Genomic DNA, 22419 nt, shown 5'->3' on the forward strand with positions numbered 1-22419 from the left:
CCTCTCCCGCTTTTACGTAATTACAGATTTTGCGTAACAAACGACAACATTTGATCGGCGGTGGAAATCACTTTGGAGTTCATCTCGTAAGCACGCTGGGTGGTGATCATGTTGACCATCTCTTCCACGGTGCTGACGTTCGACGTCTCAAGGGTGCTTTGCATGGTCAGACCAAACCCGTTGAGGCCCGGCGTACCGATTTGCGGCGCGCCGCTGGACGCGGTTTCAAGGAACAGGTTGCCGCCCTGGGCCTGCAAACCGGCCGGGTTGATAAAGTCGGCGGTCTGCAAGTTGCCGATCACCTGTGCCGCCGGGTTGCCGGCGATGGTGACGGAAACCGTGCCGTCCTGACCGACCGTGAACGTCTGCGCATCGGCGGGCACCACAATCGCCGGTTCAAGGGCGAAACCGTTGGCCGTCACGATCTGGCCGTTTGAGTCCAGATGGAAGGTGCCGTCACGGGTGTAAGACGTTGTACCGTCAGGCTGCATGATCTGGAAAAAGCCCCGCCCATTGATCGCCATGTCCAGCGGCTGGTCGGTGGTTTGCAGGCTGCCGGTCGAGAAGTTCTTCTGAGTGCCAACAATGCGCACACCGGTGCCCACTTGCAGGCCCGATGGCAGTTCGCTGTCCTGGGTCGACTGAGCACCCGGCTGGCGCTTGATCTGGTACAGCAAGTCCTGAAACTCGGCGCGATCACGTTTGAAACCCGTGGTCGAAACGTTGGCCAGGTTGTTGGATATGGTCGTCAGGTTGGTGTCTTGTGCAGCCAAACCGGTTTTTGCAACCCACAGTGCTGGAAGCATCGTGCTCTCCTCGCGCGCCAGTTTATCGGCGCCGCGTTTAAGTAATTAGCTCATTGCCAGGACGCGGGTCATGGCTTGATCGTCTTCTTTGGCGGTGTTCATCATTTTGATGTGCAATTCAAACTGCTTGGACAAGGCCAGCACCGAGGTCATCTCATCCACGGCATTGACGTTGCTGGCCTCCAGAAAGCCGGACACCACCTTCACATTGGCATCAGCCACAGCGGGTTGACCGTTGTTGGTGTGGATCAGCCCGTCGAGGCCTTTGCTCATGGTCTTGAGGTCGGGCTGAACCAGCTTGATCCGGTCTACCTGAGCCATGACCTGCGGGCCTTCGCCCTGGGCACGGATCGAAATGGTGCCGTCTTCGCCGACTTCGATTTGCTGCTGGGGCGGCACAGCAATAGGCCCGCCATTGCCCATGACCGGCATGCCGTTGCCCGCACGCAGAATGCCCATTGCATCGACATTCATGCTGGCCGTGCGCACATAGGCTTCACTGCCATCAGGCGCCTGCACCGCCAGCCAACCGTCGCCAGACACCGCGACATCCAGATCACGACCGGTTTCGACCATGGCACCGGGGCTGAAATCGGTGGCCGGGCGTTCGCTCAAGGCGAAGGCACGTGCCGGGAAGCTGTCGCCAAACACCGGCATGGAGCGCGCTTGCTCCAGATCGCGCTGAAAACCGTTGGTCGAGATGTTCGCCAGATTGTTGGCATGCGCCTTTTGCGCCAGTGCGTTCTGACTGGCGCCGGTCATTGCCACATAAAGGTACTTGTCCACAGTCTTTCCTCTGTCTGACGGACGCTTGCCGCCCACCGCTGTACTACAGAGCGTCTAGCAATTTGCGCACCAACTTTTTTTTGACGGTGGGAAAGGCTTGTGTTGCGGGGGTATGGCGCGATTGCGCGAGGCGCAGGAGGCAGAACAAAGACAGAAAAACGGCGGGGTTATGCCGGTTGCGGCAAGGGATGTCCTGGGGGAGACTGCTAAACCCTCACCCCAGCCCTCTCCCAGAGGGAGAGGGGGCTTGTTCGAGGCGAATCGATAATCGTGACCACACCCTAAATCAGTCCCCTCTCCCTCTGGGTTAGGGTGAGGGTTTCAAGCCATCACTCCCTACCCGGCTTGATAATCTCGTACTCGCGCAATTTATTGGCGATGGTGGTATGCGACACCCCCAACCGCTTGCCCAACAGGCGACTGCTCGGGTGTTCAAGGTACAACTGTTCCAGCACCGCCTTTTCAAAACGCCCGACAATCTGATCCAGCCCGCCGTGCAGCGAAAACTCACCCAATGGTTGCTGCACGCCGTAATCCGGCAGGCGGATATGCTCAGCCTTGACCACCCCGCCATCGCACAATGACACCGCCTGAAACAGCACATTTTCCAACTGCCGGACATTGCCCGGCCAATGGTAATGACTCAAGCGCTCCATCGCGGCAGGCGCCAAACACGGCAGCGGGCAGCCAATCTGGCGACTGGCCTGGTCCAGAAAGTGCTCAACCAAAGGTTCCAGCCCGTCCAGACAATCTCGCAACGGTGGAATGTGCAGCGACAACACATTAAGCCGATGGTAAAGGTCCTGACGAAACTCACCACGCGCGCACAGCTCCGACAAATCAACCTGAGTGGCGCACATCACCCGCACGTCGAGGTACACCTCCTCGTCGCTGCCGACCCGACGAAAACAACCATCCTGCAAGAACCGCAACAGTTTGACCTGCAACCGCGGGCTCATTTCGCCCACACCGTCCAGAAACAACGTACCGCCCGCCGTCAGTTCCAGCAGCCCCAACTTGCCTTCGGCCCGCGCACCTTCAAAGGCCCCCGGCCCGTAGCCGAACAGCTCGGTTTCAGCCATCGACTCCGGCAACCCTGCGCAATTGAGCGCCATCAGCGGCGATTGCCCACGCGGGCTGGCCAAATGGCAGGCCCGCGCCAACAGCTCTTTGCCGGTGCCGGTTTCACCTTCAATCAACAGCGGCGCATCCAGCGGCGCCATGCGCCGGGCTTCGCGCACCACCGCGGCCATGACTTTGGAGCTTTGGAAAATACTGTCGAACCCGCGCAATTCCTGCTTGCGCACGTTATAGATCTGCTCACCGACACGATCGGCGCGGTGCAACGTCAACACGGCACCCGCCATCGCCTCGCTTTCGTCATGTTCCAACTGCAAGGGAGCAATATCGGCCAAGAAAACCTGCCCCTTGATTTTGACGCGCAAGCCATTAATCCGCGATTTATTGGCGCGCACCAGCTCGGGCAAATCAAAGTCTTCGGCATAGCGCGACAAGGCAATGCCCGGCACTTCATCCACGCGTACTCCGAGCAACTGCGCAGCCGCCCGGTTAGCCGCGACGATGGAGCCGCCCATGTCGATGGACAACACCGGAAACTCCAACGCCCCGAGCAGCGCATTAAGCTCCATATGCCGACGTTCACTGGGCATCAAGCCAACCCGCTTGACCCCGAACACACCGGCAATGGTTTCAAACTTGGGACGCAATGCCTGAAATTGCAGATTGATCAAGTTAGGGCAGAACAGGTAAATCGAATTGCCCTGATCGCCACCCACCTCCCCGCGCTTGACGTTGATGCCATAGGCAACCAGCAAGTTAAGAATGTCGCGAAGGATGCCAATCCGGTTTTGGCAGTGGACTTTGATACGCATGGGGCATGGCTCGGGTGAATAAATAAAGGATCAGGCCGTTATTACAGATGGAATTTGTTGCAAAGTGAGTTTAAGTGGCACGAAATTGTGACAGTGGATGTGCGCTAAATAGCAATCACACCAACATAATCGCGCATTCGTAACGAAACATTTACGCAATGACCGCATCATCCCAGCATTACGGGCATTAGGCCAGCAGCCAGGCATTCGCAGCTGAGGTATCAATATGGCATCGCATCTCACCGAATTATAAAAACGATTGCCGTGCGGAGAGCCCCATGAAGCAAACGAAATACGTCGCCCGTGAGCCGGACGCCAATGGCTATATCGATTACACATCCGAGGAACACGGGGTGTGGAATACGTTGATCACTCGCCAGTTGAAACTGCTGAACGGTCGCGCCTGCCCGGAATACCTGCAAGGCATCGAAAAACTCGGCCTGCCCCATGATCGAATCCCGCAGCTCAGTGAAATCAACGAAGTACTGGCCGCCACCACGGGCTGGCAAGTGGCCCGCGTGCCCGCACTGATCCCTTTCCAGACATTCTTTGAATTACTGGCCAACAAGCAATTTCCGGTGGCAACCTTTATTCGCACACCTGAAGAACTGGATTACCTGCAAGAGCCCGATATTTTCCACGAGATTTTCGGCCACTGCCCACTGCTGACCAATCCGTGGTTTGCCGAATTCACCCACACCTACGGCAAGCTGGGCCTGCAAGCGAGCAAGGAACAACGTGTGTACCTCGCCCGCCTGTACTGGATGACCATTGAGTTTGGCCTGGTCGACACAGCCGAAGGCAAACGCATCTACGGTGGCGGGATTCTTTCTTCACCCAAAGAAACTATTTACAGCTTGTCCGAAGCACCCGAACATCATGCCTTCGACCCGCTCGAAGCGATGCGCACGCCTTATCGCATTGATATTTTGCAACCCCTGTATTTTGTCCTCCCGGACTTGAAGCGGCTGTTTGATCTGGCTCACGAAGACATCATGGGCATGGTTGAACAAGGGATGGCCCTGGGGCTGCATGCGCCCAAGTTCCCCCCTAAACCCAAAGCCGCGTAAGACGTTTTCAACTCATCAATAAAAAACGATTTCAGGAATCCATCATGAACGCACTGAACCAAGCCCACTGCGAAGCCTGCCGCGCCGATGCTCCCCAAGTCAGCGATGAAGAGCTGCCCGTGCTGCTCAAGCAAATCCCGGACTGGAACATCGAAGTTCGCGATGGCGTCATGCAACTGGAAAAAGTCTTTGCCTTCAAAAACTTCAAGTTCGCACTGGCCTTTACCAATGCGGTGGGAGAGATCGCCGAAGCCGAAGGCCATCACCCGGGCCTGTTGACCGAGTGGGGCAAAGTCACCGTGACCTGGTGGAGCCACTCGATCAAAGGCCTGCACCGCAATGACTTCATCATGGCCGCACGCACCGATGAAGTCGCCAAAACTGCCGAGGGCCGCAAGTAATGCACTTTGCAACCATCGGCCGGGTGCCGGGCGATCCGATCCTGGGGTTGATCGATGCTTACAATCTGGACCCGAATCCGCACAAGTTCGATCTGGGTGTGGGCGTCTATAAAGACGCCAAGGGGCTGACGCCGATTCTGCCGTCGGTCAAACGGGCCGAACAACGCCTGGTTGATCACCAACAAACCAAAACCTACATCGGCGGCCATGGCGACAGCCGTTTCGGTCAACTGATCAGTGAGCTGGTATTGGGCAGCGACTCGCCGCTGCTGGCCAGCAAACGTGCAGGCGCGACCCAAACACCCGGCGGCACCGGAGCCCTGCGACTGGCCGCTGACTTTATTGGCCATTGCTTGCCGGGGCGCGGCATCTGGTTGAGCGATCCAACCTGGCCGATTCATGAAACCATTTTTGCCGAGGCGGGCCTTAAGGTCAGTCACTACCCGTACGTGGGCAGCGATAACAAGCTCAATGTCGCGGGCATGTTGCAAGCACTGGAAGCGGCCCCCGAAGGCGACGTGGTGCTCCTGCATGCCTGCTGCCACAACCCGACCGGCTTTGACCTGGCTCAGGCTGACTGGCTACAGGTGCTGGACGTGGTACGTCGGCGCCAGTTGCTGCCTCTGATCGACTTTGCCTACCAGGGCTTTGGTGACGGCCTGCAAGAGGACGCCTGGTCCACACGCCTGTTCGTACGTGAACTGCCGGAAGTGTTGATCACCAGTTCCTGCTCGAAAAACTTTGGTCTGTACCGCGAACGTGTGGGGGCTTTGATTGTGTGTGCGGGCGACGCCGAGAAACTGGCGGACGTGCGCAGCCAATTGGCCTTTCTGGCCCGCAATCTGTGGTCCAACCCGCCCGACCACGGCGCCGCTGTTGTCGCCACCATCCTGGGCGATGCCGAATTGAAATATCAGTGGGCCCAGGAAGTCGAAGCCATGCGCACCCGTATTGCGCAACTGCGCAGCGGTCTGGTCGAAGCCCTCGCATCGTTCGGGCTGGCCGAGCACTTTGCCCATATCAATGAGCAGCGCGGCATGTTTTCTTACACCGGTCTCACCGCCGAGCAAGTCAAATCACTGCGTGAGAAACACAGCGTGTACATGGTGGGTTCGGGCCGGGCCAATATTGCCGGCGTGGACGGCACGCGCTTGAACCAGCTCGCAAAGGCGATTGCGCAGGTGTGCACTCGTTAAAGGCATACCCCGTCATCGCTGCCCGCCACAGCGATGACATTCCGGGGACAACATAAAAATGAAAAGTTCGACATAAATCCTGCCACACGTAATAAAAAGACAAATTGTCACACTCTGTCCTGTATCCTTAGCCAGCTACTTAATGCAAACCTGCGAGGAGCGCGACGATGCACGAAATCCCAAACCTCCCCTTCCCAAGCCTGCACGAACCCGAGCAGCCAATCCCGCAACACACCAGTGGCGAAAACCCCGCACTGGATGAGGCTCAAGACAGCCTCACAGCCGACAGCGAAGACTGAACGCTTGCCTATCAGGCGGTGCGAAAAGCCACCGGTTTTTCACACCGTCTGACACAATTGCTGCCCCCTTCCCTCCAGGATTCAAGCGTGACCGATACTTTCAGTGACACCCAGGCCAGCGTTCTGATCGGTACAGCCGAGCAAATGATCGAGCTCTGGGAGCGTCTAACCCCCGAAAAACAGGCTACTCTGCTAAAACGTTTTGGCACCCAAGAGAACGCTCTGGCGGCCTTGATCGCAACCCGTCTGGTTGCCCCGCTTTAACCTCGCACCCGCAGGACCTTCACCCCATGTCCGAAACACAACGTCCACTGGCGGTCACACTGCAAGTGGTGTCCATCGTTCTGTTTACCTTTATTGGCTATCTGAATATCGGCATCCCCCTGGCCGTGCTGCCCGGCTATGTGCACAACCATCTGGGTTACGGCACGGTCATCGCCGGTCTGGTGATCAGCGTCCAGTACCTGGCGACATTGCTCAGCCGCCCTTACGCCAGTCGCATCATTGACACCCAAGGCAGCAAGCGCGCCGTGATGATTGGCTTGGCCGGCTGCGGCTTGAGCGGCGTGTTCATGCTCGCTTCCAGCTGGCTGACCGCCATGCCGGCACTGAGCCTTGCCAGCCTGTTGATCGGACGCCTGGTATTGGGCAGTGCGGAAAGTCTGGTGGGCTCAGGTTCCATCGGCTGGGGCATTGGCCGCGTGGGCGCCGCCAACACCGCCAAGGTCATTTCCTGGAATGGCATTGCCAGTTACGGGGCGATTGCCGTTGGCGCGCCACTGGGCGTAGTGATGGTCAACCATCTGGGCATGTGGAGCTTGGGCGTCAGCATCATCGCCCTTGCCACACTGGGCTTGTTGCTGGCATGGCCCAAGCTGGCGGCACCCATCGTCAGCGGTGTGCGCTTGCCGTTTCTGCATGTGCTGGGCCGGGTATTGCCTCACGGCACAGGGTTGGCGCTGGGTTCGATCGGCTTTGGCACCATTGCAACCTTTATCACGCTTTACTACGCGACCAACCATTGGGAAAACGCTGCACTGTGCCTGAGTGTGTTTGGCGCCAGCTTTATCAGCGCGCGCTTGCTGTTTGGCAACTTGATCAATCGGATCGGCGGTTTTCGGGTCGCCATTGTGTGCTTGAGTGTCGAAACCCTCGGCCTGCTGCTGCTATGGCTGGCACCCAATCCGCAACTGGCACTGGCCGGTGCGGCGCTAAGCGGTTTTGGCTTTTCTCTGGTCTTTCCGGCACTGGGCGTGGAAGCCGTCAATCTGGTGCCCGCGTCGAGCAGGGGGGCGGCCGTTGGCGCCTACTCGCTGTTTATCGACCTGTCACTGGGGATTACCGGGCCTTTGGTCGGCGCGGTGGCCGCGGGCTTTGGCTTTGCATCGATCTTCCTGTTCGCTGCATTGGCGGCGTTTAGCGGGCTGCTGTTGAGCGTGTACCTGTATCGACAGGCCAACCGCGCAAGGCTCAGCCCTCACCCCAACCCTCTCCCGGAGGGAGAGGGAGCTGAATAGTGTACGGCCGTCCCCTCCCCCTCTGGGAAAGGGGACTTTGACGATTAAAAATCCACCCTCCCTCGCCCGGCCTTGATACTCCCACGCTTGGTCTTGGATTCAAGTCGGCGCTTTTTCGAGCCCAGTGTCGGCTTGGTCGGACGGCGCTTCTTTTCGACCTTGGTAGCGCTGACAATCAACTCGGTCAGCCGCTCCAGCGCATCCGCCCGATTCTGTTCCTGAGTACGGTACTGCTGGGCTTTGATGATCAGCACACCCTCACTGGTGATGCGACTGTCACGCAGCGCCAGCAAGCGTTCCTTGTAAAACGGCGGCAACGACGAGTTAGGAATATCAAAGCGCAAGTGCATGGCGCTCGACACCTTGTTGACGTTCTGCCCACCCGCGCCTTGTGCCCGAATCGCTGTCAGCTCAATCTCGGCATCGGGAATGTGCACGTTGTTGGAAATCACCAGCATTGAAAATCAGTCCTCTTCAAGGCGGGCAGGATACCCCACAAACAACAAACCCGGCGCAATGGCCGGGCTTGTCGGATATTTCGCAGCGCTTACTTGGTCGCTGAACTATAGCCCGCCGCCGAAGCCTGCCCGGCGCGCTTGTTCTTGATCAGGTAACACACCCACATAAACACCACCCACACCGGAATCGCGTACACCGACACGCGAATACCCGGAATCATCAGCATGATAATCAGGATAAACGCCACGAATGCCAGGCAAATGTAATTGCCGTACGGGTACCACAGCGCCTTGAACAGCGAGGTTTGCCCGGTTTTATCCATGTGCTGGCGAAACTTGAAGTGCGAAAAGCTGATCATCGCCCAATTGATGACCAACGTCGCCACAACCAGCGACATCAGCAGCTCCAGCGCATCGTGGGGCATCAGGTAGTTGAGCAACACGGCAATCACCGTCACCGCAGCTGACGCCAGAATCGAGTTGACGGGCACGCCACGCTTGTCGATTTTGGCCAGCACTTTCGGTGCATCGCCCTGTTGCGCCATGCCCAACAGCATGCGGCTGTTGCAGTAAGTGCCGCTGTTGTACACCGACAACGCTGCGGTCAACACCACAAAGTTGAGGATGTGTGCCGCGGTATTGCTGCCCAGCATCGAGAACACCTGAACAAATGGGCTGCTGCTGTAACTGTCGCCACCGGCATTCAGGGTTTCAAGCAGTGAATCCCACGGGGTCAGAGACAGCAGCACCACCAGTGCGCCGATGTAGAAAATCAGAATCCGGTAGATCACCTGATTGATCGCCTTGGGGATCACAGTGCGCGGCTGGTCCGCCTCGGCGGCGGTGAAGCCAAGCATTTCCAGACCGCCAAAGGAGAACATGATGAAGGCCATCGCCATCACCAGCCCGGTGATACCGTGCGGGAAGAACCCGCCGTGTTCCCACAGGTTACTGACCGAAGCCTGAGGCCCGCCGCTGCCGCTGACCAGTAAGTAGCTGCCCAGAGCGATCATGCCGACAATGGCAACGACCTTGATGATTGCAAACCAGAATTCGGCCTCGCCGAACACTTTGACGTTGGTCAGGTTGATCACGTTGATCAATACGAAAAAGGCGGCGGCCGAGGCCCAGGTCGGGATCTCGGGCCACCAGTAGTGCACGTATTTACCGACGGCTGTCAGCTCTGACATGCCGACCAGAATGTACAGCACCCAGCAGTTCCAGCCCGACATGAAACCGGCAAAACCGCCCCAGTATTTGTGCGCGAAATGGCTGAAAGAGCCGGCCACAGGCTCTTCGACGATCATTTCGCCGAGCTGGCGCATGATCATGAACGCGATAAAGCCGCAAATGGCATAGCCCAGAATCATCGACGGGCCAGCGGACTTAAGCACCCCGGCCGAGCCGAGGAACAAGCCAGTACCAATCGCGCCACCCAGGGCGATCAGTTGAATATGACGATTTTTCAGGCCGCGTTTAAGCTCGCCCGAATGCGAGGAATTTGCACTCATTGAAAAAGGTCCCACACAAGGTTTGATGGCGTTCAGTGCGATGTAGCTTGAGCACCAGAGGCAGTGATCGAAGGGTCTACAACACAAATCAAACCCCAGCGCAGACGCCAGGAATCCAAGGTTGTTTCACGAGTCATGCGTCACCTGTTTGTTTTTATCTGTGACGGAATCGAACCCGCAATGCTTGTGGCATCACGGAATTGGCAAGGCCGGATAGGCCTTCGGGTTCTGGCCGTTCAGCGCAGCATGAGCGGCGCAAAAGGCGCGGGTACGCCAATGAGTCACAGTTAAAACGCGGCGCATTGTACACCCGCACGCAAGCAAGGTCTCATCACACCGCTGCTGGCAAGACGAAACAAGCCAAAAAATATGTAGGAACTGTCCCACAAACCAAATAAGCGGAAGCATTTCATTACAGAGGGACTGCACAGGCCATAATTGGCCGATAAGTGCCTGAATTTGTATAGATTTATTGACGACGCGTAAAGAAAACTTTCCATATATTTAAAAGCTAAATCTCGTAGCAGCTGCCGAAGGCTGCGTCCGGTTGCGAAGCAAGCGCAAACCCTGAGCGCGAGGTCTTTCTGATTCACCGCGATAAATGATTTCACGATTGCTTTGCAACCGAACGCAGCCTTCGGCAGCGGCTACACAGCAGGCATAAAAAAACGCCAACCCCTTAGGGGGTTGGCGTTTTTAGTACCGCTTAAAGCCTGTTACGGCTTGCGACGACCGAAGCCCGGACGCTGGCCGGAACCGGCCGGAGCGCCACGACGCTTGCCCGACGGTGCATCATCAACCAATTTAGGGCCCGAACGGCTCGGCTTGGTAGGACGCTTGTTGATTTCGCTCGGACGCTCGGCCACAGGCGCACCGCGACCCGCAGGCACACGGTCAGTACGACCCGACGGCTTGCGCGCAGGACGTGCAGCTTCGTCACGGGCCGGACGGCCTGGACGCTCGCCTTCGATGTGTGGCTGACGCGCAGGACGCGGCGCCAACGGAGCACCTTCAGCAGGGCGCAGGGTGCGTGCAACGCGGTCAACGCGAGCCACCGGACGCGACGACTTACGCTGCATACGCTCAAGCTTGTCTTTGCTCTTGGCATTCATCTCGGGCATGGCAACCGGCGTCAAGCCCACTTCAGCACTCAGAATGTCAACTTCGTACTGGCTCATTTCGCGCCAGCGACCCATCGGCAGGTCAGAGTTGAGGAACACCGGGCCGAAACGTACGCGTTTCAGACGGCTAACTACCAGCCCTTGGGATTCCCACAAACGACGCACTTCACGGTTACGGCCTTCCATCACCACGCAGTGGTACCAATGGTTGAAACCTTCGCCGCCCGGTGCTTGCTTGATGTCGGTGAAACGCGCAGGGCCGTCTTCCAGCACTACGCCCGCCTTGAGGCGCTCGATCATCTCGTCATCCACTTCGCCACGCACACGCACCGCGTATTCGCGGTCCATTTCGTAGGAAGGGTGCATCAGGCGGTTAGCCAGCTCACCGTCAGTGGTGAACATCAGCAAACCAGTGGTGTTGATGTCCAGACGACCGATGTTGATCCAGCGACCTTCTTTTGGACGCGGCAGCTTGTCAAATACGGTCGGACGGCCTTCAGGGTCGTCACGGGTGCAGATTTCGCCGTCTGGCTTGTTGTACATGATCACGCGGCGAACCGACTCGGCGGCTTCTTCACGCTTGATCACTTTGCCATCGATGGAAATGGCGTCATGCAGGTCAACACGCAGACCCAGGGTTGCATCCTTGCCATTGACCTTGATGCGGCCCTGGCTGATCCAACTCTCAACGTCGCGACGCGAACCCACGCCAATACGGGCGAGAACTTTTTGCAGTTTTTCGCCTGCTGGGCCAATTTCCTGGCTGTCTTTAGGGTCTAGATCTTTCATCTGGGCACCTCCCGGTGTGTCGATTCAGGCATCAGCCTGAGGTCTTAAAAAGGGTCCTGGCGCTCGAACGAGCGCCGAAGGGTCGCGAATCATACGCTGATGCAGCGCTTTACGCATCAACGCTTACTTCTTTTTCCGCCGACCGGTGGCTTGCAGCGCCAGCAAGCGCAAGGCTGATTCTGCGACGACGGCTCGCTTCTCATCCTTGTCGAGTGACTTCCAGGCTTTGACTTCACGCTTGGTGCGCCCGCACCCAAGGCATACATCGTCAGCAAATTTGCAAACGCCGATACAGGGATCCTTGATTGAACTCATGGTTAACCTCCCAGCAGCCAAGAACGTAAACGTCGGTCAATCTTCCAACTCGCGGCGCTCCTGCTCGATGGCGTCGGCCAATGCTTGCGCCTCAAGCTCTTCGTCGCTCAAGGCAGAGCGCTGCTCAAGTGCAGCCACTGCCGCGCGCAATCGCTCGCGGGCCAGCTCCGCCGCAGACGGTTGCTGCACGAGTGGCGGCGCCTCGGGTTCAGGTTGCGCCTCTGGCACAGGCGTTGGCTCTTCACTGGCTGCTTGCGGCTCATCACTGGCAACCGCATCACGCAACAAGTCATCAAAGTCGGTTTTAAGACCTTCTTCCATGGAGTCCAGTTCCGTCAGCAACGTACGGAAGCTGGTCTCGTCCTTCGGTTCTTCCGGCTCCGCACTTTCGTCGGCCAACGCCTGCAAATGCGCGGGTACCGGGGCATCGTCGAAGTCGAGGATGGGGTCCGGCTCCAATTCGCGCAGCTCTGCCAGAGGCGGCAAGTCGTCGAGGTTTTTCAGGTTGAAGTGGTCAAGAAAACCTTTAGTGGTGGCAAACATCGCCGGTCGCCCCGGTACTTCGCGGTAACCCACCACACGAATCCATTCACGCTCCAGCAGGGTTTTGACGATGTGACTGTTAACCGCCACGCCACGCACGTCCTCAATCTCGCCGCGGGTGATGGGCTGACGGTAAGCAATCAGCGCCATGGTTTCGAGCATCGCGCGCGAGTAGCGCTGCGGGCGCTCTTCCCACAGACGACCCACCCACGGCGAATACTTTTCGCGGATTTGCAGGCGATAGCCCGAGGCAACTTCTTTAAGCTCAAACGCCCGCCCATCACAGGATTTACGCAGTAATTCAAGGGCTTTTTTGAACACGGGCGGCTCGGGGCGCTCGCCCTCTTCAAACAGCTCGAACAAACGTTCAAGGCTTTGCGGCTTTCCCGAAGCCAATAAAAAGGCCTCAAGCAAGGGGGCCAGCTCGCGGGGTTCAGTCAAATTCATGGTTTCAGCTCTTTATTCGGCTTTCGCCCGCACATGGATCGCCGCATACGGCTCGTTCTGCACCAGTTCAATCAGTTGCTCTTTGACCAACTCCAGAATGGCCATAAAGGTCACAACGACGCCCAGCCTTCCTTCCTCGACCGTGTACAGCTCAACAAACGGCACAAAACCGCCGCCTTTGAGGCGCTCCAGTACATCACTCATCCGTTCACGGGTGGACAACGCTTCGCGGCTGACCTGGTGGCTCTCGAACATGTCACTGCGGCGCAACACGTCAGCCATCGACATCAGCAACTCTTCGAGCGCCACATCGGGTACCAGCTTGCGCGCACGCGCCTCGGGTGCATCCAGCTTGGGCACGATCACATCGCGCCCTACCCGGCTTAACCCGTCCAAACCTTCTGCCGCGGCCTTGAATCGCTCGTATTGCTGCAACCGCCGGATCAATTCGGCCCGCGGGTCGCCTTCGTCTTCCTCGACTTCGGCTGAACGCGGCAACAGCATGCGCGACTTGATCTCCGCCAGCATGGCGGCCATCACCAGATACTCGGCCGCCAGCTCCAGACGCACGGTTTTCATCAGCTCGACATAACCCATGTACTGACGGGTAATTTCCGCCACCGGAATATCGAGGATGTTGATGTTCTGCTTGCGAATCAGGTACAGCAGCAGGTCAAGCGGGCCTTCGAACGCATCGAGAAACACTTCCAGCGCATCCGGCGGGATGTACAGGTCCAGCGGCATTTCGATAACGGCCTGGCCATACACCATCGCAAACGGCAGTTCTTGCTGGGCGCCCGCTTGATCTTGCTCAACGGTTTCTACGTCAGACATCAGGCCTCAACCATAAACGGCGTTGGATCACCGCATCCGACCCGCACCACATAGGGGTCATCCGCATCGACCAGATTGATGACCGTGGAGGCTTTATGCCCCCCAAAGCCGCCATCAATGATCAGGTCGACATGCTTATCCAGCTTTTCACGGATCAGATCCGGGTCTTCCAGTGGCTCTGTTTCGCCCGGCAGGATCAAGGTGACGCTCATCAGCGGCTCACCCAGTTCCTCCAGCAACGCCAAGGCAATCGGGTGATGCGGCACGCGCATACCGATGGTGCGGCGCTTGGGATGTAGCAGCAAGCGTGGCACTTCGCGGGTCGCATTGAGAATGAAGGTGTAAGGCCCTGGCGTATGGGCTTTGAGCAAGCGGAACACGCCGGTTTCGACCTTGGCGAACAACCCCAGTTGCGACAGGTCGCAGCACATCAGGGTGAAGTTGTGTTTGTCGTCCAGATTACGCAGGCGTTTGATGCGGTCGATGGCGTGTTTGTCACCAATCTGACAGCCCACGGCATAGGACGAATCGGTGGGATACACCACCACCCCACCCTTTTTGATAATTTCTACGGCTTGTTTGATCAACCGCGGTTGCGGATTTTCCGGATGAATCTGGAAAAATTGGCTCACAGTGTTTCCCTGTTCAGACGTTGGCCACGGGCGGTTCTAATTTGAATCGACGCCACAACGGCGGCAAATCGTCCGGAATGGGGCGGTACTCGCCGATCTCGGACCATCCTCCCGGGCCATGAAAGTCACTGCCGGCACTGACCAGCAGACCGAACTCACGCGCCAGAATCGCCAGACCACCGACTTGTTCAGCCGGCTGATGCCCGTTGACCACTTCTATCGCGTGACCCCCAGCTTGAATATAGTCGCCAATCAGCCGACGACGCTTGCTGCGGGTGAAATCGTAGTGCGACGGGTGCGCCAGGCTGATCCAGGCGCCCGCTGCACGCAGGGTGGCGACGGTGTCTTCAAGGGTCGGCCAGTGCAACTTGACGTCGCCCAACTTGCCCGCGCCCAGCCACTTGCGAAACGCTTCGGCGCGGTCCTTGACGTACCCGGCCTCGACCAGAAAGTCGGCAAAGTGCGGGCGGGCCGGCGCATTGCCGCTGTCGCCCAAGGTTTGCTGGATGGCCCGCGCGCCTTCAAGTGCGCCGGGCATGCCTTTGAGCGCCAGCTTGCGGCTGATTTCTTCAGCCCGCAGCCAACGGCCGTCATGAAGCTTGGCAATCGCCTCGACCAGCGCCGGCGCATTCACGTCAAAGCCATAACCGAGCACATGAATCGTCGCACCGCCCCAGGTACAGGACAATTCAACGCCATTGACCAACGTCATGTTCAACGCCATCGCGGCTTCACGGGCCTCGTCCAGACCTTCAAGGGTGTCGTGGTCGGTCAGGGCCAGCACTCGCACACCTTTCTCGAACGCACGCGCAACCAGTACCGCAGGCGCCAACGCGCCATCAGACGCCGTGCTATGGCAATGCAAGTCAATTTCCACGGGAATTTAATAACCTCTAGCTGACACTTTCGCTGTCATTGATGTTTGTTATTATGCCGCCACATCCTGCTTCTGGCTGCCACTGTGAAACAATTCATCGACTTCATCCCGCTGCTACTGTTTTTCATCGTTTACAAAATCGAACCACGCATCGTCGATATTGCAGGTCACGACCTGTCAATCGGCGGCATTTACAGCGCCACGGCCATGCTGATCATCAGCTCTGTGGTGGTCTACGGCTTTTTGTTTTTCAAACAGCGCAAGCTGGAAAAGAGCCAATGGCTGACGCTGATCGCCTGCCTTGTGTTCGGCAGCCTGACGCTGGCCTTTCACAGCGAAACTTTCCTTAAATGGAAAGCCCCGGTGGTGAACTGGCTGTTTGCACTGGCGTTTGCCGGTAGCCATTTTATCGGCGACAAACTGCTGATCAAACGCATCATGGGTCACGCATTGACCCTGCCCGATGCCATCTGGACTCGCTTGAACCTCGCCTGGATCGGGTTTTTCCTGTTTTGTGGCGCGGCCAACTTGTTTGTGGCCTTCACTTACCAGAGCATCTGGGTCGACTTCAAGGTATTCGGCAGCCTGGGCATGACCCTGCTGTTCCTGGTCGCTCAGGGTATCTACCTGTCGCGCCATCTGCATGACGCCGATTCAGCACCGACCAACACAAAATCCGAGGACTGACATGCTCTACGCAATCGTTGCCACTGACGTCGCCAATTCGCTCGAAGCCCGCATGGCTGCACGCCCTGCTCACCTTGAGCGTTTGCAACAGCTTAAAGCAGAAGGCCGCATCGTGCTGGCGGGCCCCAATCCGGCCATCGACAGCAATGATCCCGGTGCAGCCGGTTTCAGCGGCAGCCTGATTGTGGCCGAATTCGAGTCCCTGAGCGCCGCCAACGCGTGGGCAGAGGCTGACCCTTACGTCGCCGCTGGCGTTTACGCCTCTGTCAGCGTCAAGCCTTTCAAGCAAGTCCTGCCGTAGTTCGCGGCCTCCCTGACGGCGTCCGCGTGAGCAACGCGGCGCCGGCTGAACTGAGTACGCCATGAGCGACCTGTTACTGATAGATGATGACCAGGAGCTGTGTGAGCTTCTGAGCAGCTGGTTGAGCCAGGAAGGCTTTCAGGTCCGTGCTTGTCACGATGGTCTGAGCGCACGCAAGGCATTAGCCGAAACCAGCCCTGACGCCGTGGTACTGGATGTGATGCTGCCCGATGGCAGCGGTCTTGAGCTGCTCAAACAACTGCGCAGCGATCACCCTGACTTACCCGTGCTGATGTTGTCAGCCCGTGGCGAACCGCTGGACCGCATTCTGGGGCTGGAACTGGGCGCCGATGATTATCTGGCCAAGCCCTGTGATCCCCGCGAGTTGACCGCCCGCCTGCGCGCCGTACTGCGCCGCAGCCACCCGACTGCCGTCTCCAGCCAGCTGGAGCTGGGCGACCTGTGTTTCAGCCCGATGCGTGGCGTGGCTACGATAGACGGTCGCGATATTACCCTCACAGTGTCTGAAAGCCGCTTGCTTGAAGCGTTGCTGCGCCAGCCCGGCGAACCGCTGGACAAACAGGAACTGGCGCAAATAGCCCTGGGCCGCAAACTGACCCTGTATGACCGCAGTCTGGACATGCATGTCAGCAACCTGCGCAAAAAGATAGGTCCTCATCCGGACGGTAGCCCGCGCATTGTTGCGTTGCGTGGTCGCGGCTATTTCTACAGCGCTTGAACAGTCTGAAGCAGTCATTGCGCAACGCATTGTAAATACAGAAAAAAACCTCTTTACATAACCTTTACGCATGACTGACAGCGGTTGACCTTGCGCGCTCTACACTGAGCACATCCGGATTCACCGGAACCGTACGAAAGGAGACACACCATGCGTAAGACTCTAATTGCTCTGATGTTTGCTGCAGCACTGCCAACCGTCGCAATGGCCGCGCCAGGTGGCGATGGCCCAATGGGTCCACGTCACGGCGGTGACCACCACGGTCGCGGCGACGCGCCTTATAGCCAGCTTGACCTGACCCGCGAACAGCGTCAGGAAATTCGCAAGCTGATGGGCGAGCAAATGCACGACCGTAAACAACTGGTCGAGAAGTACCTGGAAAAACTGCCAGCGGCAGACCAGAAAGCGCTGAAAGACGAAATGAAAGCCAAGCACGACAAGACTCAAAGCGAGATCCGTGCATTGCTGAAACCTGAACAGCAAAAACGCTTCGACGAGATGCAAAAGCAACGCGCTGAGCGTCAAGCCGAGTGGAAAGAGTTCAAAGACTGGAAAGCATCAAAAGCACCAAAAGCGCAATAATCGCTGCGCTGACAAAGCCCAACGGCCTCCGGTCGTTGGGCTTTACTCGTTTACGTCCATGACCTGAGAGGAATTACCGTGCGATCACTGTTCTGGCGCATTCTGGCCAGCTTTTGGCTGGCAATAGCCTTGGTCGCAGGGCTTTCGATCCTGTTGGGGCACATGTTGAATCAGGACACCTGGATTCTCAGCCGCCACCCCGGCATCGCCAATCTGGCGCAACAATGGACTGAGCGCTACGAAACCCAAGGCGCCGATGCGGCGCAAGAATTTCTTGAACGGCGCAAGCGTCGTTACCACATTGACGTACAAGTACTGAACGAAAGTGGCGATCCGCTGGTGCGTGGCACCTTTCCGCGCCGGGCCGCCGTGTGGGAAGCCCGCCAGCAACCGGGCGAGCAGCAATTGCCCTGGCGCCGCCTGACCGTTGAATACACCAGCCCGAAAACGTCAGAAACCTACTTGCTGATTTACCGTATCCCCAATCCCGAGCTGGAAGCCTGGCACCGGCAAAGCCTGATCTGGCCATTGAGTGCGCTGGGCATTGCGCTGGTGGTGCTGACGCTGTTCAGTTTGCTCGTCACGCTGTCGATCACCCGTCCGCTGAGCCGTCTGCGTGTCGCCGTGCATGATCTGGGGCAAACCACCTACCAACAAAACAGCCTGGCGCAATTGGCATCGCGCCGTGACGAGTTCGGGGTACTGGCCACCGACTTCAACCGCATGGGTGCACGCCTGCAAAGCCTGATAGGCAGCCAGCGGCAGCTATTGCGTGACGTGTCTCATGAATTGCGCTCGCCTTTGGCCCGTTTACGCATTGCGTTGGCACTGGCCGAGCGCGCCAGCCCTGAGGAGCGTGAAAAACTGTGGCCGCGATTGACCCGCGAGTGCGACCGACTGGAGTCATTGATCAGTGAAATTTTGACGCTGGCGCGGGTCGATGCGGATCAAGCGAGCGCTGAACCTGTTGACCTCAATGGGCTGCTCCATACGGTGCAAAAAGACGCCTCGCTGGCTGCGCCTGGGCAAGTCGTTGAACTCAACGCCGAAGCCGGATTACATCTCACAGGGTGGCCGACGATGATTGAACGCGCTGTCGATAACCTGCTGCGCAACGCACAACGCTTCAACCCGGCGGGAGAGCCGATTGAGCTGACTGCGTTGCGTGAAGGCGACCACATCGTGATCAATGTGCGTGATCACGGGCCGGGGGTGGCGCAAGAGCACCTGACGCAACTGGGTGAACCGTTCTTCCGTGCACCCGGCCAGACGGCTGCGGGGCATGGCCTGGGGCTGGCGATTGCGCGGCGTGCTGCAGAACGTCATGGCGGGCGACTGGTGCTGGGCAATCATCCGCAGGGCGGATTTGTGGCAACGCTTGAACTGCCGTTGGAGCCTAACGGGAGCGTTTGAGGTCAAAACCCTCACCCCAACCCTCTCCCAGAGGGAGAGGGAGCTGATTTGAGGTGTTCTTGAAGCCGCGTGCGGTCAGTCTCCTCTCCCTCTGGGAGAGGGCTAGGGTGAGGGTGGCGCCTGCTCATGGTGTTCTTGAAGCCCCGCGCGGTCAGTCCCCTCTCCCTCTGGGAGAGGGTTAGGGTGAGGGTGGCGCCTGCTCATGGCGTTCTTGAAGCCCCGCGCGATCAGTCCCCTTCTCCCTCTGGGAGAGGGTAACGCCTCTTACACCGACCACACCTGCACAAACTCAGCACTATCAACTTTCGGCGCCGTGCGCAGTTCATTCTGCGGCGTGCCCAGGTACAAGAACGCGACCACTTCCTCACCTTCGACCAAGCCCAGCCCTTCAGCCACCCGCGGCGCATACGACAACTCGCCCGTACGCCATACCGCACCAATGCCCTGCGCATAAGCAGCCAATTCAATGGCATGGGCGGCACAGCCCGCCGTAATCAATTGCTCCGACTTTGGCACCTTGAAGTGGTCCTGCAAGCGTGCGATTACGACCACCACCAACGGCGCACGCAATGGCATGGCGCGGGCCTTGTCCAGCGCGGCTTGAGTCACCTCTCCCGGTTGCGCCTGTACCGCTTGCGCAAGGATTTCACCCAACTGATTGCGCGCATCACCTTCTATCGTCAAAAACCGGTAAGGCCGCAACTGACCATGGTCCGGAGCACGCAAGGCAGCCGCAAACAGCACTTCACGTTGCTCAGCGGTGGGCGCTGGGTCAAGCAGGCGCGGGACAGAAACACGGTTGAGCAAAGCGTCGAGAGCCTGCATGGGCTACCTCCTGAATAAAATGTGCAGCTATTCTAACGGTAACTCCTGGCAGGCAGGCGGTTTACATAGCCCTCCCCACAGGTAGAATGGCGCCCCACTTCAATCCCGAGCTGAATTCATGGCGTTGCCGACCTTACGCATCATCGGTTTTATCATCGGCATCTTCCTGATTACGCTCGCCGTCAGCATGTCAGTACCCATGCTCACGCTGGTCATTTTCGACCGCATGGGCGATCTGCCTTCCTTTTTGTGGGCCAGCCTGATTACTTTTCTCGCCGGTTTGGCGCTGGTACTGCCCGGTCGCCCCGAGCAGGTCCACCTGCGTCCTCGGGACATGTACCTGTTGACGGTGACCAGCTGGGTGGTGGTGGGCATCTTTGCCGCGCTGCCGTTTTTGCTGACTCAGCACATCAGCTATACCGACTCATTCTTCGAAAGCATGTCCGGCATTACCGCCACCGGTTCCACCGTGCTCAGCGGGCTGGACACCATGTCCCCCGGCATTTTGATGTGGCGCTCAATGCTGCACTGGCTGGGCGGCATCGGCTTTATCGGCATGGCAGTAGCCATTTTGCCGCTGCTGCGAATCGGCGGCATGCGCCTGTTCCAGACCGAATCGTCTGACCGCTCCGAAAAAGTCATGCCCCGCTCGCACATGGTGGCTCGCCTGATTGTGGCCACGTATGTCGGCATCACCATTCTGGGCAGTCTGGCATTCTGGTGGGCCGGCATGAGCGTGTTCGACGCGATCAACCACGCCATGTCCGCCATTTCCACCGGGGGCTTTTCAACCTCGGACCTGTCGCTGGCAAAATGGTCGCAACCTGCCGTGCACTGGGTCGCCATCGTGGTGATGATATCGGGCAGCCTGCCCTTCACCCTCTATGTCGCCACCCTGCGCGGCCATCGCCGGGCATTGATCAAGGACCAACAGGTACAAGGGCTGCTTGGCCTACTGGTGGTGACCTGGTTTGTGCTCGGCACTTGGCTGTGGTGGACCACCAACATGCCTTACTGGGATGCCTTTCGGCATGTGGCGCTGAACGTCACCTCGGTTGTGACCACCACCGGCTTTGCGCTGGGCGACTACAGCCTGTGGGGCAATTTCTCGCTAATGCTGTTCTTCTATCTGGGGTTTATCGGCGGGTGTTCGGGTTCCACGGCAGGCGGGATCAAGATTTTCCGCTTTCAAGTCGCTTACATCCTGCTCAAGGCTAACCTTAACCAACTGATCCACCCCCGTGCGGTGATCAAACAGAAGTACAACGGACACCGTCTCGATGAAGAAATCGTGCGCTCGATTCTGACGTTCTCGTTCTTCTTCGCCATCACCATCTGCGTGATTGCCCTGGCGCTGTCCTTGCTCGGACTGGACTGGATGACCGCCTTGACCGGCGCGGCCAGTACCGTATCGGGTGTGGGGCCGGGACTGGGCGAAACCATCGGGCCGTCCGGCAACTTCGCCACCCTGCCCGATGCGGCCAAATGGATTCTGTCACTGGGCATGCTGCTCGGACGTCTGGAGATCATTACCGTATTCGTGTTGTGTATCCCGGCTTTTTGGCGGCACTAAATTAATAGCGGCGAGATCATCATGGGCTCAATCCTGTCACTGCGCACTTACCGTCATGACGTTTTAACCCACAGCCATGAGCATGCGCAGGTGGTGATCAGTCTGTCCGGCAAGCTGGATTTCGAGGTTGAGGGTCGCGCCAGCGTGTTGCAACAGCAACACCTGATGGTCATCCCCGCTGGTGCTCACCATACCTGCGGCAGCCCGCAAGGCAGCCGTTGCCTGGTGCTCGATGTGCCAGGCGAGAACTGGCTCGGTCAATCACTGGGTGCTCACGCTCAGGCCAGTCGCCGCCTGCTCGATACCCCCAGCCACTTGCCCCTCGATCATGGGCAACACACGCTGGTCAACTGGCTCGCCAACAGCCCGGTGAGTGATCCGCTGATTGCCCACCAAGGCGCGATTCTATTGCTGGCCAGCCTCAACAACCTTGCCACCGAGCAGGCCCAACCGAAACGCCTGCCCTATGCCGCGCTGGATGCCTACATCGAACAAAATGCCGCCTACCCCTTGCAGGTCGCTGATCTGGCCCGAATTGCCGGTTTGTCCTGCGCCCGCTTACACAGTCGCTTTATCAGTGAATGCGCTCAAACACCCATGGACTACCTCCGTCAGCGTCGCCTGCGCAGCGCTTTGACGCTACTGCGCCAGAGCACGCTGCCCATTGGTGAAGTCGCCAGTCGGGTCGGATACGCGTCGCAAAGCGCCTTTGCTGCAGCCATGCTGCGTGAGTTCGGCGCCTCACCTTCCGCGCTGCGCCGCGAGTGTGGCGACAACTGACGCCAGTCTCGCGACAGACAGCCGC

At 58.3% G+C, this 22419-nt stretch carries 25 protein-coding genes; 13 read left to right on the top strand and 12 right to left on the bottom strand.

The window, feature by feature from the left end; translation table 11 throughout:
- Positions 1 to 20: 20 nt before the first annotated feature.
- The 3 genes from flgG to GHN86_RS14525 all read right to left on the bottom strand — a co-directional run bounded on the left by flgG (position 21) and on the right by GHN86_RS14525 (position 3484).
- A complete protein-coding gene (gene flgG / locus GHN86_RS14515) occupies positions 21 to 806 on the bottom strand; it encodes a flagellar basal-body rod protein FlgG (protein WP_122782160.1) in 786 nt (261 codons plus the stop codon).
- A gap of 45 nt (positions 807 to 851) precedes the next feature.
- A complete protein-coding gene (locus GHN86_RS14520; protein WP_314488803.1) occupies positions 852 to 1592 on the bottom strand; it encodes a flagellar basal body rod protein FlgF in 741 nt (246 codons plus the stop codon).
- Between the two features lie 329 nt (positions 1593 to 1921).
- Positions 1922 to 3484: a sigma-54-dependent transcriptional regulator gene (locus GHN86_RS14525; RefSeq protein WP_153382893.1), complete on the bottom strand. Its 1563-nt coding sequence runs from the start codon at positions 3482 to 3484 to the stop codon at positions 1922 to 1924.
- Positions 3485 to 3762: 278 nt separating this feature from the next.
- Here GHN86_RS14525 and phhA point away from each other — a divergent pair, with 278 nt between their 5' ends.
- From phhA to GHN86_RS14550, 6 genes are all read left to right on the top strand, one after another.
- Positions 3763 to 4554, top strand: coding sequence for a phenylalanine 4-monooxygenase (gene phhA / locus GHN86_RS14530; RefSeq protein WP_153382895.1), 792 nt, complete (start codon positions 3763 to 3765; stop codon positions 4552 to 4554).
- 44 nt (positions 4555 to 4598) lie between these two features.
- A complete protein-coding gene (locus GHN86_RS14535; protein WP_122783831.1) occupies positions 4599 to 4955 on the top strand; it encodes a 4a-hydroxytetrahydrobiopterin dehydratase in 357 nt (118 codons plus the stop codon).
- Complete coding sequence (locus tag GHN86_RS14540) at positions 4955 to 6151, top strand: amino acid aminotransferase (RefSeq protein ID WP_153382897.1); 1197 nt, start codon at positions 4955 to 4957, stop codon at positions 6149 to 6151. Before GHN86_RS14535 ends, GHN86_RS14540 begins: the two co-directional genes overlap by 1 nt.
- A 167-nt stretch (positions 6152 to 6318) precedes the next feature.
- A complete protein-coding gene (locus tag GHN86_RS23890; RefSeq protein ID WP_267129122.1) occupies positions 6319 to 6450 on the top strand; it encodes a hypothetical protein in 132 nt (43 codons plus the stop codon).
- A gap of 87 nt (positions 6451 to 6537) precedes the next feature.
- Entirely contained in the window at positions 6538 to 6714 is a 177-nt protein-coding gene (locus GHN86_RS14545; RefSeq protein WP_153382899.1) for a hypothetical protein, read from the top strand.
- Positions 6715 to 6740: 26 nt separating this feature from the next.
- Positions 6741 to 7967, top strand: coding sequence for an MFS transporter (locus tag GHN86_RS14550; protein WP_153382901.1), 1227 nt, complete (start codon positions 6741 to 6743; stop codon positions 7965 to 7967).
- Between the two features lie 44 nt (positions 7968 to 8011).
- Here GHN86_RS14550 and arfB read toward each other — a convergent pair whose 3' ends face one another.
- The 8 genes from arfB to GHN86_RS14590 form a co-directional block, all read right to left on the bottom strand.
- A complete protein-coding gene (gene arfB / locus GHN86_RS14555; RefSeq protein ID WP_153382903.1) occupies positions 8012 to 8425 on the bottom strand; it encodes an alternative ribosome rescue aminoacyl-tRNA hydrolase ArfB in 414 nt (137 codons plus the stop codon).
- Between the two features lie 89 nt (positions 8426 to 8514).
- Positions 8515 to 9936 carry an amino acid permease gene (locus tag GHN86_RS14560; RefSeq protein WP_153382905.1) on the bottom strand — a complete coding sequence of 474 codons (1422 nt, stop codon included), beginning with the start codon at positions 9934 to 9936 and terminating at the stop codon, positions 8515 to 8517.
- A 716-nt stretch (positions 9937 to 10652) separates the two neighbouring features.
- Complete coding sequence (rluB, locus tag GHN86_RS14565; RefSeq protein WP_153386795.1) at positions 10653 to 11846, bottom strand: 23S rRNA pseudouridine(2605) synthase RluB; 1194 nt, start codon at positions 11844 to 11846, stop codon at positions 10653 to 10655.
- A 123-nt stretch (positions 11847 to 11969) separates the two neighbouring features.
- Complete coding sequence (locus tag GHN86_RS14570; protein WP_153382073.1) at positions 11970 to 12161, bottom strand: DUF1289 domain-containing protein; 192 nt, start codon at positions 12159 to 12161, stop codon at positions 11970 to 11972.
- Positions 12162 to 12197: 36 nt separating this feature from the next.
- Positions 12198 to 13151 (bottom strand): SMC-Scp complex subunit ScpB, encoded by a 954-nt coding sequence (gene scpB / locus GHN86_RS14575; RefSeq protein WP_153382071.1) that lies wholly within the window; start codon positions 13149 to 13151, stop codon positions 12198 to 12200.
- Positions 13152 to 13163: 12 nt separating this feature from the next.
- Positions 13164 to 13862, bottom strand: coding sequence for a segregation and condensation protein A (locus GHN86_RS14580; protein ID WP_194286279.1), 699 nt, complete (start codon positions 13860 to 13862; stop codon positions 13164 to 13166).
- Between the two features lie 122 nt (positions 13863 to 13984).
- Positions 13985 to 14617 carry an L-threonylcarbamoyladenylate synthase gene (locus tag GHN86_RS14585; protein WP_314489739.1) on the bottom strand — a complete coding sequence of 211 codons (633 nt, stop codon included), beginning with the start codon at positions 14615 to 14617 and terminating at the stop codon, positions 13985 to 13987.
- 13 nt (positions 14618 to 14630) lie between these two features.
- Positions 14631 to 15494 carry a PHP domain-containing protein gene (locus GHN86_RS14590; protein WP_323369524.1) on the bottom strand — a complete coding sequence of 288 codons (864 nt, stop codon included), beginning with the start codon at positions 15492 to 15494 and terminating at the stop codon, positions 14631 to 14633.
- An 84-nt stretch (positions 15495 to 15578) separates the two neighbouring features.
- Between GHN86_RS14590 and GHN86_RS14595 the strand changes: the two genes are divergently transcribed.
- The 5 genes from GHN86_RS14595 (at position 15579) to GHN86_RS14615 (ending at position 19216) form a co-directional block, all read left to right on the top strand.
- Complete coding sequence (locus tag GHN86_RS14595; RefSeq protein ID WP_323369523.1) at positions 15579 to 16181, top strand: septation protein A; 603 nt, start codon at positions 15579 to 15581, stop codon at positions 16179 to 16181.
- Between the two features lies 1 nt (position 16182).
- Positions 16183 to 16482, top strand: a complete 300-nt coding sequence (locus GHN86_RS14600) for a YciI family protein (protein ID WP_153382064.1) — start codon at positions 16183 to 16185, stop codon at positions 16480 to 16482.
- 61 nt (positions 16483 to 16543) lie between these two features.
- The gene (locus GHN86_RS14605; protein WP_153382062.1) at positions 16544 to 17221 is read left to right on the top strand and encodes a response regulator transcription factor; all 678 of its coding nucleotides are present in this window, start codon (positions 16544 to 16546) and stop codon (positions 17219 to 17221) included.
- 150 nt (positions 17222 to 17371) lie between these two features.
- Positions 17372 to 17803, top strand: a complete 432-nt coding sequence (locus GHN86_RS14610) for a Spy/CpxP family protein refolding chaperone (protein WP_153382060.1) — start codon at positions 17372 to 17374, stop codon at positions 17801 to 17803.
- 78 nt (positions 17804 to 17881) lie between these two features.
- Entirely contained in the window at positions 17882 to 19216 is a 1335-nt protein-coding gene (locus GHN86_RS14615) for a HAMP domain-containing sensor histidine kinase (protein ID WP_323369522.1), read from the top strand.
- Positions 19217 to 19480: 264 nt separating this feature from the next.
- On the opposite strand, the gene GHN86_RS14620 is transcribed toward GHN86_RS14615, so the two are convergent.
- A complete protein-coding gene (locus tag GHN86_RS14620) occupies positions 19481 to 20041 on the bottom strand; it encodes an NAD(P)H nitroreductase (protein ID WP_153386797.1) in 561 nt (186 codons plus the stop codon).
- A 118-nt stretch (positions 20042 to 20159) separates the two neighbouring features.
- Between GHN86_RS14620 and GHN86_RS14625 the strand changes: the two genes are divergently transcribed.
- Together GHN86_RS14625 and GHN86_RS14630 are read left to right on the top strand one after the other, a co-directional pair.
- Positions 20160 to 21614 carry a TrkH family potassium uptake protein gene (locus tag GHN86_RS14625; RefSeq protein WP_153382054.1) on the top strand — a complete coding sequence of 485 codons (1455 nt, stop codon included), beginning with the start codon at positions 20160 to 20162 and terminating at the stop codon, positions 21612 to 21614.
- 21 nt (positions 21615 to 21635) lie between these two features.
- A complete protein-coding gene (locus GHN86_RS14630; RefSeq protein WP_153382052.1) occupies positions 21636 to 22394 on the top strand; it encodes an AraC family transcriptional regulator in 759 nt (252 codons plus the stop codon).
- Positions 22395 to 22419 lie beyond the last annotated feature (25 nt).

Origin of the sequence: Pseudomonas helleri, from assembly GCF_009600315.1 — a bacterium.
Lineage (GTDB): Bacteria > Pseudomonadota > Gammaproteobacteria > Pseudomonadales > Pseudomonadaceae > Aquipseudomonas > Aquipseudomonas helleri_A.

Excerpts from the sequence above, each read along its gene's own strand:
- flgG (WP_122782160.1), bottom strand. The coding sequence starts at position 806 with ATGCTTCCAGCACTGTGGGTTGCAAAAACCGGTTTGGCTGCACAAGAC.
- GHN86_RS14525 (WP_153382893.1), bottom strand. The coding sequence starts at position 3,484 with ATGCGTATCAAAGTCCACTGCCAAAACCGGATTGGCATCCTTCGCGAC.
- phhA (WP_153382895.1), top strand. The coding sequence starts at position 3,763 with ATGAAGCAAACGAAATACGTCGCCCGTGAGCCGGACGCCAATGGCTAT.
- GHN86_RS14535 (WP_122783831.1), top strand. The coding sequence starts at position 4,599 with ATGAACGCACTGAACCAAGCCCACTGCGAAGCCTGCCGCGCCGATGCT.
- GHN86_RS14540 (WP_153382897.1), top strand. The coding sequence starts at position 4,955 with ATGCACTTTGCAACCATCGGCCGGGTGCCGGGCGATCCGATCCTGGGG.
- GHN86_RS23890 (WP_267129122.1), top strand. The coding sequence starts at position 6,319 with ATGCACGAAATCCCAAACCTCCCCTTCCCAAGCCTGCACGAACCCGAG.
- GHN86_RS14550 (WP_153382901.1), top strand. The coding sequence starts at position 6,741 with ATGTCCGAAACACAACGTCCACTGGCGGTCACACTGCAAGTGGTGTCC.
- arfB (WP_153382903.1), bottom strand. The coding sequence starts at position 8,425 with ATGCTGGTGATTTCCAACAACGTGCACATTCCCGATGCCGAGATTGAG.
- GHN86_RS14560 (WP_153382905.1), bottom strand. The coding sequence starts at position 9,936 with ATGAGTGCAAATTCCTCGCATTCGGGCGAGCTTAAACGCGGCCTGAAA.
- rluB (WP_153386795.1), bottom strand. The coding sequence starts at position 11,846 with ATGAAAGATCTAGACCCTAAAGACAGCCAGGAAATTGGCCCAGCAGGC.
- GHN86_RS14570 (WP_153382073.1), bottom strand. The coding sequence starts at position 12,161 with ATGAGTTCAATCAAGGATCCCTGTATCGGCGTTTGCAAATTTGCTGAC.
- scpB (WP_153382071.1), bottom strand. The coding sequence starts at position 13,151 with ATGAATTTGACTGAACCCCGCGAGCTGGCCCCCTTGCTTGAGGCCTTT.
- GHN86_RS14600 (WP_153382064.1), top strand. The coding sequence starts at position 16,183 with ATGCTCTACGCAATCGTTGCCACTGACGTCGCCAATTCGCTCGAAGCC.
- GHN86_RS14605 (WP_153382062.1), top strand. The coding sequence starts at position 16,544 with ATGAGCGACCTGTTACTGATAGATGATGACCAGGAGCTGTGTGAGCTT.
- GHN86_RS14610 (WP_153382060.1), top strand. The coding sequence starts at position 17,372 with ATGCGTAAGACTCTAATTGCTCTGATGTTTGCTGCAGCACTGCCAACC.
- GHN86_RS14620 (WP_153386797.1), bottom strand. The coding sequence starts at position 20,041 with ATGCAGGCTCTCGACGCTTTGCTCAACCGTGTTTCTGTCCCGCGCCTG.
- GHN86_RS14625 (WP_153382054.1), top strand. The coding sequence starts at position 20,160 with ATGGCGTTGCCGACCTTACGCATCATCGGTTTTATCATCGGCATCTTC.
- GHN86_RS14630 (WP_153382052.1), top strand. The coding sequence starts at position 21,636 with ATGGGCTCAATCCTGTCACTGCGCACTTACCGTCATGACGTTTTAACC.